Source organism: Gordonia insulae (genome assembly GCF_003855095.1).
In the GTDB taxonomy this organism is placed as follows: Bacteria; Actinomycetota; Actinomycetes; order Mycobacteriales; family Mycobacteriaceae; genus Gordonia; species Gordonia insulae.
The window spans coordinates 3,099,008-3,112,630 of the sequence record NZ_CP033972.1 but is presented as its reverse complement, the minus strand read 5'-3'; the positions used below and the strand labels follow the sequence as shown (position 1 = coordinate 3,112,630).

9 protein-coding genes are annotated in these 13,623 nt (G+C 70.2%); 8 read left to right on the top strand and 1 reads right to left on the bottom strand.

Features of this window, described 5'->3' with window-relative positions; translation table 11 throughout:
- Nucleotides 1-85 precede the first annotated feature (85 nt).
- From D7316_RS14210 to D7316_RS14200, 3 genes are read left to right on the top strand one after another with little or no spacing between them, the layout of a single operon-like run.
- Nucleotides 86-1,504, top strand: a complete 1,419-nt coding sequence (locus D7316_RS14210; protein ID WP_124708820.1) for a salicylate synthase — start codon at nt 86-88, stop codon at nt 1,502-1,504.
- Complete coding sequence (locus tag D7316_RS14205; protein WP_124708819.1) at nt 1,501-5,121, top strand: non-ribosomal peptide synthetase; 3,621 nt, start codon at nt 1,501-1,503, stop codon at nt 5,119-5,121. The genes D7316_RS14210 and D7316_RS14205 overlap by 4 nt, the downstream gene beginning before the upstream one ends.
- Nucleotides 5,118-6,491 (top strand): SidA/IucD/PvdA family monooxygenase, encoded by a 1,374-nt coding sequence (locus D7316_RS14200; RefSeq protein WP_124708818.1) that lies wholly within the window; start codon nt 5,118-5,120, stop codon nt 6,489-6,491. The genes D7316_RS14205 and D7316_RS14200 overlap by 4 nt, the downstream gene beginning before the upstream one ends.
- 7 nt (nt 6,492-6,498) lie before the next feature.
- Here D7316_RS14200 and D7316_RS14195 read toward each other — a convergent pair whose 3' ends face one another.
- Nucleotides 6,499-7,137: a GNAT family N-acetyltransferase gene (locus D7316_RS14195; protein WP_124711343.1), complete on the bottom strand. Its 639-nt coding sequence runs from the start codon at nt 7,135-7,137 to the stop codon at nt 6,499-6,501.
- A gap of 109 nt (nt 7,138-7,246) precedes the next feature.
- Here D7316_RS14195 and D7316_RS14190 point away from each other — a divergent pair, with 109 nt between their 5' ends.
- The 5 genes from D7316_RS14190 (at nt 7,247) to D7316_RS14175 (ending at nt 13,611) form a co-directional block, all read left to right on the top strand.
- Entirely contained in the window at nt 7,247-8,041 is a 795-nt protein-coding gene (locus D7316_RS14190; protein ID WP_124708817.1) for a thioesterase II family protein, read from the top strand.
- Nucleotides 8,038-9,405 carry a beta-ketoacyl [acyl carrier protein] synthase domain-containing protein gene (locus D7316_RS14185; protein ID WP_124708816.1) on the top strand — a complete coding sequence of 456 codons (1,368 nt, stop codon included), beginning with the start codon at nt 8,038-8,040 and terminating at the stop codon, nt 9,403-9,405. Before D7316_RS14190 ends, D7316_RS14185 begins: the two co-directional genes overlap by 4 nt.
- Nucleotides 9,398-11,215, top strand: a complete 1,818-nt coding sequence (locus D7316_RS27460) for an acyltransferase domain-containing protein (RefSeq protein WP_232016914.1) — start codon at nt 9,398-9,400, stop codon at nt 11,213-11,215. Before D7316_RS14185 ends, D7316_RS27460 begins: the two co-directional genes overlap by 8 nt.
- Nucleotides 11,101-12,579, top strand: a complete 1,479-nt coding sequence (locus D7316_RS27455; protein WP_232017185.1) for a beta-ketoacyl reductase — start codon at nt 11,101-11,103, stop codon at nt 12,577-12,579. The genes D7316_RS27460 and D7316_RS27455 overlap by 115 nt, the downstream gene beginning before the upstream one ends.
- A gap of 156 nt (nt 12,580-12,735) precedes the next feature.
- Entirely contained in the window at nt 12,736-13,611 is an 876-nt protein-coding gene (locus D7316_RS14175) for a hypothetical protein (RefSeq protein ID WP_124708815.1), read from the top strand.
- Nucleotides 13,612-13,623: the final 12 nt, after the last annotated feature.

The window sequence follows — 13,623 nt, the reverse complement described above, 5'->3', positions numbered from 1 at the left end:
CCCTTATCCGAAGTCGGGGTGTGGGGCGCATAGTTTAGGCTGACCTAAGCGCATTTGTCCTTCATTCGAATCGTTAGGAAGTCGCATGTCGCTGACCGTCGACTCGCACACCGCGACCGCATCGGGTGACGCATGGGTGTCCCCGGAACTCGCCGCACGTGTGTGCGCAGCATGGGCGGCCTCGGGAGAGTTCGGCGAGCACGTCGTCTACGAGCGGGATGGCCGGTGGGTCTTCGCGGCGGGGGTGGCGGTTCGGATCGTCCTCACGAAGGACGACGTCGTCGTCACCGAGGGATCGCACCGGGTGAGCGCGCCGTGGCGCGGCGACCCGTCGGAGGCACTCGCCGCGGCGCTGGCGTCGCTGGCGACCCCCGATTGGCGGGTCTACGGCTGGGTCGGATTCGACTTCTGCGCACCACACCACGATCTGGCCGATCGGGTGTCCGACGGAGCCGTGCTGGCGCACCTGATGGTCCCGGTCTTCGAGGCGGTCATCGACGCGACCGGGATCGACACCGCAGGTGCGGACGTGGCCACCGCCGCGCGCCTGCGGGAACTCGCAGATTCGGTCGGGGCCCTCCCACAGGCGACCCCGATCGAGGTCGGGGCCGACACCGACGGTTATCGGACACGGGTGGCACGGGCGGTCGACGAGATCGACCAGGGCAAGTATCAGAAGGTCATCCTGTCGCGTCGGGTCGACGTCCCGTTCGCCGTGGACATCCCCGCGACCTACGCACTCGGTCGCGCCGGCAACAATCCCGCGCGCTCGTATCTCCTGCGCCTGGGGTCGATGTCCGCGGCGGGCTTCAGCCCGGAGTTGGTGGTGGCGACCGACACGGACGGCCACGTCATCACCGAACCGCTGGCCGGGACCCGAGCGTTCGGCCGTTCCGCCGAACTCGACGCCGCCGCGCGCGCCGACCTCCGCGCGGACGTGAAGGAGATCGCCGAGCACGCGATGTCGGTGCAGGCCTGCTTCGAGGAGATCGCGTCCGTCTCGCTGCCCGGTACCACCGTCGTCAGCGAGTTCATGGTGGTGCGGGAGCGCGGCAGCGTGCAGCACCTGGCCTCCACGGTCCGCGGGGAGCTTTCGCCCGAGGCGGGGCCATGGCGCGCACTCGCGGTCCTGTTCCCGTCCATCACCGCCTCCGGCATCCCCAAGACACAGGCCCTCGACGCCATCTATCGCCTGGAGCCGGAAGGCCGTGGCCTCTACTCGGGCGCCGTGATCACGGCGTCGTCGGCCGGAGACCTGGAAGCGACCTTGACCCTGCGGAGTATCTTCGCCGTCGACGGCCGAGCGTGGCTGAGGGCGGGCGCCGGCATCGTCGGACAGTCCAACCCCGACCGTGAGTTCGAGGAGACGTGCGAGAAGCTCGCCAGCGTCGCCCCGTTCGTGGTCCGCAGCGAGGATGCCGACCGCCGTGACGATGCCGAGCGGGACGGTGCCGCACGTGAGGATGCCGAGCGTGAGAATGCAGAGAGGAGCCGCGCGAGATGAGTACCCACGACGAGGTGCGCGGCGCCATCGCCGCGGCCTTGGGGATCGCGCCGGACGAGATCGACCACGACACGGATCTGATCGGGCTGGGCCTGGACTCGATCCGGATGATGAAGATCGCGGGCGGCTGGCGCAAGCGAGGTCACCGACTGAACTTCGCCCAGCTGGCGGCGGAGCCGACCGTCGATGCGTGGGCGGCGATCCTTGCGGCGTCCGCGCCGGCCACCGAGGATCCGACCGCCGGCAGGTCGACCGGCGGCAAGTCGACCGCCGGGAAGTCGACCGCAGTACTGCCGGCAGAGGCAGCCGAGCCGGGAACAGTCGCCGGCGCGACCGTCGAGGATGACGCGGAAGTCATTGCTGCACAGGGTGAACAGTTCGCGCTGGCGCCGATGCAGCACGCCTACTGGATCGGCCGGACCGAGGCCGCCGAGCTCGGCGGCGTGGCGGCCCACCTGTATGTCGAGTTCGACGGGGCCGGTCTCGATCCAGATCGGCTGCGGACGGCGATGCACGCACTCGTCGCGGTCCACCCGATGCTCCGCGCCCGGTTCCTGCCGGACGGGACGCAGCAGATCGTGCCGGAACTGTCGCATGAGCCGGTGCGGGTCATCGACCTCCGATCCGCGAGTGACGCGGCGGTCGAGGTCGGGCTGGCCATGACCCGCGACACCAAGAGCCATCAGATGCTGGACGTCGCCGCCGGTCAGGTCATCGACCTCACGTTGACTCTGCTGCCCGACGGCCGCCATCGCGTCCACGTCGACATCGACATGCTGGCCGCCGACGCCATGAGTTATCGCGTCCTGCTCGCCGACCTGGTCGCCCTGTACGACGGCGGTACACCTGCGGCGCCGACCACCACGTACCGCGACTATCTCCAGCACCGGGCGGATCATCCCGATCCGGCGCGGTCGGCCGACCGGGACTGGTGGGCCGACCGGCTCGACGATCTGCCCGCCGGACCGGCGCTCCCGACCCGCGTCGACGGTACGGGCGACCACCGGGACGACCGACGCGTTGTGCGGCACCATCATTGGGTCGACGCGGCAGCGAAGGAGACACTCCTCGCCGCAGCCCACGAGCGGGGGGTGACGCCTGCGGTCGCCCTGGCCGCGGTGTTCGCCGCGACGATCGGCGCGTGGTCGAGCGACGATCGCTTCCTGCTGAACGTCCCGCTGTTCCATCGGGAGTCGACACATCCCGACATCGACCGGGTGTCCGGTGACTTCAGTTCGTCCATCCTGCTCGACGTGGATGTGCGACACACCCGGTCCATCCTCGACCTCACCCGCGCCATGCAGAAGACCATGCACGCCAACGGAGCCCACGCCGCATACGGTGCGCTCGACGTCTTGCGGGATCTCGGTCGGGCGCGTGGCGAGCAGGTGCTCGCGCCGGTCGTCTACACGAGCGCGCTCGGGCTCGGCGAACTGTTCTCCGACGATGTCCTGGAACGGTTGGGCGAACCGTCGTGGATCGTGTCCCAGGGGCCTCAGGTGATGCTGGACGCACAGGTGACCGAGTTGCGCGGCGGACTGCTCCTCAACTGGGATGTGCGCGAATCGGCGTTCCCGCCGGGCGTGATCGACGCGATGTTCGCGCACTACACGGCCGCGATCGACAGACTCGGTGACGGCGATGCGGGCTGGCTCGCGACGTCGGCGCCGCCGCTTCCCGCCGCACAACGCGCGGTCCGGGAGCGGGTCAACCGGACCGCGGCACCGACCAGCGGTCGGGTGCTGCACGAGGAGTTCTTCCGCAGGGCGGTCCACCGGCCCGATCACACCGCGCTGGTCTGGCGCGAGGGCACTCTGTCGTATGGGGAACTCGCCCGGGAGGCGTTGGCGGTCGCCGGTGCCCTCCGGGGAGCAGGCGTGCTGCCCGGGGACGCCGTCGGTGTGGCGCTGCCGAAAGGCCCGGGGCAGGTCATCGCGACGCTGGGTGTCCTTGCCGCCGGCGCCATCTGGGTGCCGATCGGTCACGACCAGCCGGCGGCGAGGCGCGCGGTGATCCTGGAGACCGGCGGGATCGGCGTCCTGGTGGGCAGCGACTCGTCGCTCGAGGACGTGCCCGACGACGTCGTCACGCTCGATCTGGATGCCGCCCGCAACCATCGCACCCCGTTCGCCGAGGCCATCCTGCCCGACCGCGAGTCGGTGGCCTACATCTTGTTCACGTCGGGATCGACCGGGACGCCGAAGGGTGTCGAGGTGCCGCATCGTGCGGCGATGAACACCATCGACGACATCAACGGCCGATTCGAGGTCGGGCCGGACGACAGGTCCGTGACGATCGCGGCGCTGGAGTTCGACATCTCGGTGTACGACATCTTCGGGCTCTTCAGCGGCGGCGGCGCGGTGGTCGTCGTCGATGCCGCCTCGGCGAAGGACCCCGCGGCCTGGCTCGATCTCATCCGGACACATCGGGCGTCGATCCTCACCTGCGTGCCCAGCGCACTCGACATGCTGTTGACCGCTGCCGAGTCCGATGCGTCGGGACTCGGTGACTCGCTGCGGGCCGCGCTGCTCGGTGGCGACTGGGTGGGCGTGGACCTGCCACGCCGCCTGCACGCGCTGGCACCCGCGGCCCGGTTCGCCGGTCTCGGCGGTGCCACCGAGATCGCCGTGCACGGCACGGTCTGTGAGGTGACCGACCCGCCGGAACACTGGACGTCGGTGCCGTTCGGCACCCCGTTGTCCAACGTCGAATGCCGGGTGGTCGACTCCTCGGACCGCGATTGCCCGGACTGGGTCACCGGCGAGCTGTGGGTCGGCGGCGCGGGCGTCGCGCGGGGGTACCGCAACGATCCCGCGCGGACGGCCGAGCGCTTCATCGAGCGCGAGGGGCAGCGGTGGTACCGCACCGGAGACCTGGCCCGCTACTGGCCGGATGGCACCATCGAATTCCTCGGGCGCGCCGATCATCAGGTCAAGATCCGCGGTTTCCGGGTGGAACTCGGTGAGGTCGAGGGCGCGCTGCGGGCCGTCGAGGGAGTCCGGCACGCGGTGGCGACGGTGGCGACCGCCTCGTCCGGTACCCGGGGGCTGGCCGCTGCGGTGGTCGCCGACGACGCCACCCCGACCGCGGAATCGATCAGGGACGCGTTGCGAGATCTGCTGCCGGGCTACATGATCCCGTCGACCATCGAGATCCTCGACGCGTTCCCGCTCACCGGGAACGGCAAACTCGATCGCGCGGCGATCGACGCCCTCCTGGCGGGCGGTCAGATGTCCGTCGAGAGGGTTTCGCCCGCAACAGATCTGGAGCGTGCTTTGCTCGCCATCACCGCGGAGGTGCTCGCGGTCGACGTCGACCGGATCGGCGCCACCGACGACTTCTTCGCCATCGGCGGGGACTCGGTGCTCGCCACCACCGTCGTCGCCAGGGTGCGGGAATGGCTCGATGCCCCGCATGTCGGGGTCATCGACATCTTCGCCGCCCGGACCGCGCGTGAGCTCGCGGGTCGTATCGATGCGTCCGATGAGCGGCCGGGCCGGCTCGAGCAGGTCGCGGCCCTCTACCTGGAGGTGGCCGCAATGGACGAGGCCGCGATGGGCGACGCATCGGTCGGTGAGGCCGGTCTCGACGACGCGCTGAGCGAGGTCCGTCGATGAATGCCCGGTCCCCATCCCCGTCGCCGGATTCGCCCCCGGCGCCACCCGAGACGCTGCTGATCATCGGTGCGGGTCCGAAGGCGCTCGCCGTCGCGGCCAAGGCGAAGGTCATGCGCGATCTGGACCTGCCCGCGCCGGATGTGCGGGTCGTGGAGGCCCATGCCGTCGGTGCCAACTGGCAGTCGATCGGCGGATGGACGGATGGCCGGCACCGGCTCGGCACCAGCCCGGAGAAGGACATCGGCTTTCCGTACCGTTCGGCGGTCGCCGCCCGTGGTGCCGGCGCACTCAACGCCGAGATCAGCAGGCGGATGCTCGATTACAGCTGGATGTCGTTCCTGGTCGAACACCAGACCTATGCCGAGTGGGTGGATCGGGGGCGACCGAACCCCCATCACCACGTGTGGGCGCGGTACCTGCAGTGGGTGGCGACGCGGATCGAACTCGACGTCACGATCGGCACCGTGCGTGCGATCTCCGCCGACGAGGAACGGTGGGCGCTCGACGTCGTGGACGCCGACGGGAGATCGGCCGAGGTCGTGGGCGATGCGCTCATGATCACCGGGCCCGGATCGAGTGACAGCGCGATGCTCGACGACGAACGGGTGCTGTCGGTCTCCGCGTTCTGGGATCTGGTGGGTCGTCGTGGACTGCCGGTCGCCTCTCGGGCGGCGGTGATCGGCGGGGGTGAGACGGCTGGATCCGCGCTCGACGAACTCGTCCGGCACGAGGTGATGACCGTCTCGGTCATCTCGCCCGGGGCGACCATCTACACCCGTGGCGAAAGTTACTTCGAGAACGCCATGTTCAGCGATCCCACGAGCTGGCCGAACCTCTCGGTCGAGGAGCGGCGAGATGTCATCCGCCGCACCGACCGTGGGGTCTTCTCCGTGAGTGTGCAGGAGAACCTGCTCGGGGACAACAGAATCCATCATCTCCAGGGCCGCGTGGTCACGGCGCGACGCAGTGACGACCTGATCGCTCTCACCCTGCACAATCCGGGGCGCCCGGCCCAGACGCATTCGTTCGATCTCGTGGTGGATGCGACCGGGGGCCAGCCGCTGTGGTTCCTCGACCTCTTCACCGACGATGCCGCTGATCTGCTAGAGCTGACGCTCGGCCGGACGCCGACGTTGGAGCGGATCGAATCGGCAGTGGGCCATGATCTCGCGATCGCCGGACTGTCACCGAAACTGTTCCTGCCCAACCTCGCCGGGTTCGCTCAGGGACCCGGGTTCCCGAACCTCAGCTGCCTCGGCGAGCTGTCGAATCGCATTCTGCGGGTCGCCACACGTCCGGGGCGGGGCGCGCGCGCCGCGCGGACCGGGGCGAGCGAAGCGACGGGAAAAATGACCGACGAGGTTCGTTGAGATGACGTCAGAGTTGCGGGACGTCGTCGGCCGTACGGCCGAGGACGTGCAACGCGATCCTGCGGTCCGGGCGGACGTCGAACTCGCCGAGATCCACCCAGCCGTTCTTGGTCAGCGCGCGACGCATCCGCGTGTTGCGTGCGTCGGGTTCGAGAACTACTCGGCGGCAACGGGGATCGGCGTCGAACAGGGATTGCGCGAGTTCGGCCATCCACGCCGACATCACGCCGCGGCCGGTCAGATCGGGGTCGGCGGTGGCGATGTGCAGGCCCATGTCGTGAGGGTCGGCCGGGTAGAGTCGCGCGATCTCGTCGCGGGCCGGCCGATACAGCTCGATGTAGCCGATCTCGGTGCCGTCGAGCGCCACGATCATCGGCCGCGAGTAGTCGCCGGCGAGGCGGTGGGCGGAATCGGCGTGCCAGCGCTCGGCCGACCATTCCTGCTCCCAGGTGGCGACGAGATGCGGCCGTGCGAACCACGTCACCAGGAGAGCCGGGTCGGCGTCCGGGTCGACCGGGCGAAGGCTGAATCGGCCGGTCGGTGCGGGCACCACCGGAGGACCTGCGGCGATGACTTCCGCAGTGACATCGGTGATCTCGCGCCCGATCGAATACGGCGCGCCGGATTCGGTGTCGGCGGAACCCATCTGGGCAGATTCCTGCTGCGGCGACTTCATCTGCGGCGACTCCGTTCGGTCTGGAGGTGCGGTCCACCTCAGGCTAGCCCACGTTCAGCCCACTACCGGAAATGACGAGATGACAGACACGCAGAACACCCCGACCCGGCCCGCACTCGGTGCGCTCCGACAGTTCCACCAGCCGTTGCGACCGGACCTTCCTCCGCTGCTGATCTTCCCGCATGCGGGCAGCGGTGCCTCGGCCTACCGCGCACTGTCGGAGGTGTTCAGCAGGCAGTTCACCGTGCTGATCATGCAGTACCCGGGACGCCAGGACCGGATGCGTGAGGCGGCCGCCGACAACCTGGGGGACCTCGCCGACGAGGCCGTGCGCCACTACGTGACCCGACCGGACGCCATGACCGCACCGCTCACGGTGTTCGGCCACAGCCTCGGCGCACTCGTCGGCTTCGAGTTCGTCCGACGGGCCGAGGACCGGTCGGTGCCCCTCACCGGGCTCGTCGTCTCCGCCGCGACCGCACCGAGCCGCGTCGCCGATCTACCACCGCATCCGACCGACGACGAAGGCTTGATGGCCCACCTCTCGGTCCTCGACGGGACCGGTACGGGTGTGATGGGCAGTGAGGCGGTGATGCGGATGGCGCTGCCGGTGTTGCGTGCCGACTACCAGGCGTTCGACGGCTACCGCTGTGCGCCGGACGTGCGGATCGCCACGCCCATCACGGTCATCGGCGGCGCCGACGACCCGGTCATCAAACCGCACGATCTGCACACCTGGTCGGCACACGCCGACGACGTCACGGTGAGCGTGTTCGACGGCGGACACTTCTACCTGCACGAGAGCGGACCGGAGATCCTCGAGGTGCTCACCGAGGCACGCGATGCCGGGCGCTCGGATCAGGTGCGCCGATGACTCCCGGTGTCGAGCCCGTGGTGATCGCCGGGATGGCCGTGGAGGCACCCGGCGGCATCGAGACCCCGGAGGACTACTTCGCCGCCCTCGCCGACGGCGTGGAACTGATCGAACCCTTTCCCCGCGACCGTGATTGGGCGGTCGACCAGGTGCTCGCGCTCGGTGCCCTCGAGGGCTGGGGGTCGGTTCCGGATGCGGGCGGATTCCTGCGCGGTGCCGCCGAATTCGACCCGTTGTTCTTCGGGATCAGTCCGCGCGAGGCGGTCGCGATGGATCCGCAGCAGCGGGTCGCGATGCGGGTGGCCTGGCGTGCGCTGGAGAACGCGGGCATCAATCCCGCGTCCCTCGGCGACGAGGAGGTCGGCGTGTACATGGGCGCATCGATCGCCGAATACGGTCCGCGCGCGGCCGCCGTCAACGAGTACTCCGGGCATCGGATCGCCGGTACCGCCCTGGGGGCTGTCGCCGGACGGATCTCGCACTCACTGGGTCTGATCGGGCCGTCGATGACCGTGGACACCGCATGCGCATCATCGCTGACCGCACTGCATCTCGCCGCGGCCGCCATCCGGTCCGGCGACTGCGAATGGGCGCTGGCCGGTGGGGTCTGCGTGATGGGATCGCCGGCCGCCTTCGTCGAGTTCGCCAAGAACAACGGACTCGCCACCGACGGCCACCTGCGGTCCTACAGCGCGTCGGCGACGGGCACCCTCTGGGGTGAGGGCGCGGGCGTGGTCGTCGTCGAACCCGAGGGTCGGGCCCGGCGACTCGGCCACCGCATCCTCGGAACCGTGCTCGCCAGCCGCGTCAACCACAACGGGCGGGGCGCTCCGATCGTCGTGCCCAGCGCGGCGGCCCAGCAGCGACTCGTGGAACGCACCATCGCCGCCGCCGGGATCTGCCCGGCGGATGTCGATGTCGTCGAGGGACACGGGACCGGCACCCCGCTCGGCGACCCGATGGAGCTCGAGGCACTGCAGAACACCTACGGGGCGTCGCGGCCCGCCGATGACCCGGTTCTGCTCGGATCGGTGAAATCCAATGCGGGACATGCCCAGGCGGCCGCCGGGATCATGGGCCTGATCAAGGTCCTGCTCTGCGGGGCGAACGGGGTGACGGTGCCGAGCCTGTTCGCCGACGACCCGACCGACCGACTCGACTGGGACCGTGGTGCGCTGCGCCTGTCCACCGAGCGTCGCGAGTGGACTCCGCGGGGAACGCACCGGTACGCGGCGGTGTCGAGTTTCGGGGTGTCGGGGACCAACGCCCACGCCATCATCGGCATGCCCGTCGACGGCGTAGCGGGCAGTGACAGCGCGGTAGACAGCGACAGTAGCTCAGGGAGTGAGGTCGCTCATGTCTGACCACGCCGGCACCATCACCGACGCCGCCGCTGCGACGTCCGGGCCCCGTCTTCCCGACGGACGTGTCCCGATCCTGATCTCCTCGGACACCGCCGAACTCGTCGTCGAGGAAGCGGCCGCGATCCGGGACTGGGTGCGCGCGCACCCCGACGTCGACCCGGCGCGTGTCGGTGCGCACCTGCTGCGGACCCGCCCGGCCCGGCGCCACCGCGCGCTCGTCATCGCGGTCGACCACAGCCGGCTCGTCGACGCGCTCGACGCCCTCGCTGCGGGTCGCGTCCACCCCGACGTCGTGCGGGGGGCCGGCGCGGCCGCACCCCGCCGGATCGCGTACACTTATCCGGGCCAGGGCAGTCAGCGTCCCGGGATGGGAACCTCGTATTACCGGTTGTCCGAACACTATCGGCGCGAGGTCGACACGTGTCACGAGCAGTCCATGCGGCTGTTCGGCTCGTCCCCCCGCGACTACGTCCTCGGCGAACTCGATGCCGACGACCCGTCCGCGACCGACGTCCGGACCATCCAGCCGGCACTGTTCATGCAGATGGCGGGTCTCACCGCGATGTGGGACGCGGCGGGTGCCACTCCCGCACTGACCGTGGGCCATTCGCAGGGCGAGATCGCGGCCGCCTACCGCAGCGGCGCGATGACCCTGTCCGACGCGCTGACCATCGTGACCATCCGCGCGCGCCTCGTCCACGAGTTGTCGCCGCGCGGGCACACGATGGCCGTCGTCGGGATCGACGTCGACGAGTGCGAGGACATGCTCGCGCGGAACTCGGGATGGGCGCAGCTGTCGGTGGTGAACTCGGCCCACATCCTGTGCATCTCCGGCAAGCGCGAGGCCGTCCTCGGCATGGTGGACACGCTGAGTGCACAGGGCAAGTTCGCCAAGGAGATCCGCGTCGAGTACCCGGCCCACACCAGTATCGTCAGCGAGTACCAGCCGGCGTTCCTCGACGCGCTGGGCACCTACCTGGAGAACGAGTCGATGCTCGCCGGGACGATGCCGTGCATCGGCGCCACCCTGGGCGGCGCCGTCGACGAGACGATGTCGTTGGGCGACTACTGGTTCTGGAATCTGCGCAACCGGGTGCGCTTCGACAAGGCGATGACCGACGCCGCCGTCGGCCACCGCGCCGACTTCTTCATCGAGATGTCGGAACATCCGACGCTGCTGCTGGCCATGGGGGAGACCCTCTCCGACGTCGACGAGGCAGGCCTCGCCGCGCGCCCGGTGATCGGCACGTCCCGACGCGACGCCGTGGGGCTCGAGGAGTTCACCCGCAACGTCGCCGCCGTGGCCGTCACCGACAGCGGATTCCGTTGGGAAGCACTACAACCCGCCGACACCGCGATCAGCACCCCGAACCGCCGCTGGGCGGGTTCCCGAACACCGTCATGCGTCGGGTCCACCTGTGGGCCGATCGTGAGGCGGGTCGCGACGACGAGGTCAACAGCCCGGGCTGGGCCGCGCGGCAGGCCGGCAATGCGGTGCATCGGCTGGTCGAGACGTGGCGACTGTGCAAGCGCCGGAGTCTGTTGCCGCCGAGACGGATCGCGGTCCTCGACCCGTCCGGACAGTGTGCCGACCTCGCGCGTGCGATCGAGGCCGCCGCACAGCAGCAGGGGGCCTCGGCAGTCGTCGTCGGCGCGGGCGGTGAGCCCGTGGAGGCCGACGCCGCGGTTCTGCTGGTGGGGCCTGCGGGGACGAAACCCGATGGTGCGCTGGATCATCTGGCCGACATCCTGGTCGACGGTCGGTGGCGTGGCGGACTCGATCCGGTGCCCGAGCAGTTCTGGTGGGTGACCGTCGGCGGCGAGCGCGTCGTCGATGCCGACCCGACGCCCGACCTCGTGCACGCCGCGCTCACCTCGGCGCTGCGCTGTGCGGCCGCCGATCACCCGTCCGTGCGGTTCCGGCACCTCGACCTGGACCCCGTGTCCGAGGGCGACCCCGGCGCCGATGTGGTCGCCGCCGTACACGTCGCCGACGAGGCCGAGCTCGCGGTGCGCGACGGCTCGCTGTACGTCAAGCGACTCGAGCAGGCCGAGTCCGGTGGTGACGTCGGTCCGGAGTCCGCACCGGATCTCACCCATGTCCTCATCACCGGCGGCACCGGCAAACTCGGACTCGAGTTCGCTGACCACCTCGCCGCGTCGGGCGCCGGACGGATCACTCTGGTCAGCCGCTCCGGCGGGCCCCCCGACGTCGCCCGCCGCATCGAGGCACTGCGCCGACGGCACGACACCGTCGTCGATGTGGTGCGCTGCGACATCGGCGACGAGGCCGCACTCGCCGACTTCGCCGCCACGCTGCCCGAGCCGGTGAGCCTGATGCTGCATGCGGCGGTCAACTACGTCGCGACACCCGCCGATGACATCACCCGCACCGACCTCGACGAGGCGCTGCGGGCCAAGGTGACCGGTCTGCGGTCGGTGCTCGCGGCGATCCCGACCACCGACGACGTCCGCGTGCTCCTCTGCTCGTCGCTGTCGGCGACGCTGGGCGGGCGCGACCAGGCGCTCTACGCGCTCGGCAACCGGATGCTGGATGTCGTCGCCGCCGAACTGCGCTCCGACGGCACCCGGGCGGCCTCGATCCAGTGGGGTCTCTGGCGGGTGCAGGGACCGCTCGACGACGCCGGTGTCGCCCGGGTGCAGGGCGCCGGGGTGGTGCCGATGACGCCATCGTCGGCACTGACGGTCGGATTGAGCGATCTGTCGGCGGACAGCATCGTGTTGTCGGCGGACTTCGCCGAGCTGCGCGACGTGCTCGCCCTGCTCGGCTCCCACCGTCTGCTCGCCGACATCCCGGACGACGTCGCCGCGCCACCGACCGCTGCGCCGGCCGCTCCTGCGCGCGCAGCCGAACCGACCGTCGTCCACGACGAGATCGCGCGCACCGAACCCGCCGAACCGGTCGACCCCACCGGACCGGGAGCGACGGCGTCCGTCGCAGATCTGCTGCGGTCCGAGCTCGCACTGACGATGGGCCTCGATCCGGCGCAGGTCGATCTCGATCCGGACCTTCCGCTTGTCGCACTCGGGCTCGACTCACTGCAGGCGCTGGACTTGCGTAAACGCGTCAAGACCGTCCTCGACCAGGACCTTCCGATCGAGGCGATCCTCGGGGGCGCGACGTTGCGCGAGGTCGTCGAGCTGATGGGGTGACGACCACACCGCCCGATCAAGTAAGGTCACGCTAAATGACAGTGCAACCCTGCTCCCGGGGCAAATGTGCTCTCGGGGCAACGGGCTCCCGGGGCAACCGGCTCTCGGGGAGCCCGACGAACACGCACTGTCGCCGAGCAAGGGGAGTTACCCACCATGTCGCCTGACTACGACGACACCGACACCGGGCCGATCGGATCGCGCGCCTACTCCGCGCCCGAGGCCGACGACGCCGAACCCACCCGCGGCGACGAGCGCGCCACACGCGGCGGCGGGGACGGGGTCAACTGGCCGACCGTGCTGATGGCCGGTGGCATCTCGGCCATCATCTCCGCACTCGTCGTGACCATCGGAGTGGTCGGACTGCTGCTCTCCGACATCGGGCGCGACAACAACGCGTCGTCCAACACCCAGCCGACCGTGGTGAACCTCGGATCGGCCCAGAGCGAGGTCCCGCAGGCAGGCGCGCCCCAGGCGGCACCGCGGGCCACCGCGCCCGGCGCTCCGGCCGCCGCCGCACCCGCACCTGCACCCGGCGGTGAGGGCAGCAGCGCAGACCTCCCGGCCGGCGGAGCATCCGGAGGCGGACTCGCACCGGGTGCCGCACCCCAGCCCGCACCCGAGGTGCCCGCTGCACCCCAGCAGACCCAACCTCGCCAACAGGCGCAGACCCCGACGTCGCGTCCGACACCCAGCGTCGGGCAGCTGCAGGGCGATCTGAACGCGCTCGTCGGCGGCGGTTCGGCCGCGCAGAAGGGTCAGCGGCTCGAAGGCGGCCAGCGCGCCGCCACCCAGGCGCAGCCGATCGTGCTGCTGCTCCAGCGCTTCAAGCCGCTCGGCTTCACCTATCGCGTGGTCGGTCCGGTCAGCGTCAACGGCAACACGGCCAAGGCCACCCTCGAACTCCGGTCGCCCGGATATCAGCCGGCCAGGATGCCCGTGTACTGGGTCTGGAAGGACGGCCAGTGGAAGCTGTCCAACCGCTCCATCTGCGATATCGGGGCCTACGCGCAGATACCCTGCAGCCTCTGACCGACGTAGGTT

Bases quoted from the DNA above. Each gene is read 5' to 3' on its own strand.
- D7316_RS14195 (WP_124711343.1), bottom strand. From the start codon at position 7,137: ATGGGTTCCGCCGACACCGAATCCGGCGCGCCGTATTCGATCGGGCGC.
- D7316_RS14210 (WP_124708820.1), top strand. From the start codon at position 86: ATGTCGCTGACCGTCGACTCGCACACCGCGACCGCATCGGGTGACGCA.
- D7316_RS14175 (WP_124708815.1), top strand. From the start codon at position 12,736: ATGTCGCCTGACTACGACGACACCGACACCGGGCCGATCGGATCGCGC.
- D7316_RS14200 (WP_124708818.1), top strand. From the start codon at position 5,118: ATGAATGCCCGGTCCCCATCCCCGTCGCCGGATTCGCCCCCGGCGCCA.
- D7316_RS14190 (WP_124708817.1), top strand. From the start codon at position 7,247: ATGACAGACACGCAGAACACCCCGACCCGGCCCGCACTCGGTGCGCTC.
- D7316_RS27460 (WP_232016914.1), top strand. From the start codon at position 9,398: ATGTCTGACCACGCCGGCACCATCACCGACGCCGCCGCTGCGACGTCC.
- D7316_RS14205 (WP_124708819.1), top strand. From the start codon at position 1,501: ATGAGTACCCACGACGAGGTGCGCGGCGCCATCGCCGCGGCCTTGGGG.
- D7316_RS14185 (WP_124708816.1), top strand. From the start codon at position 8,038: ATGACTCCCGGTGTCGAGCCCGTGGTGATCGCCGGGATGGCCGTGGAG.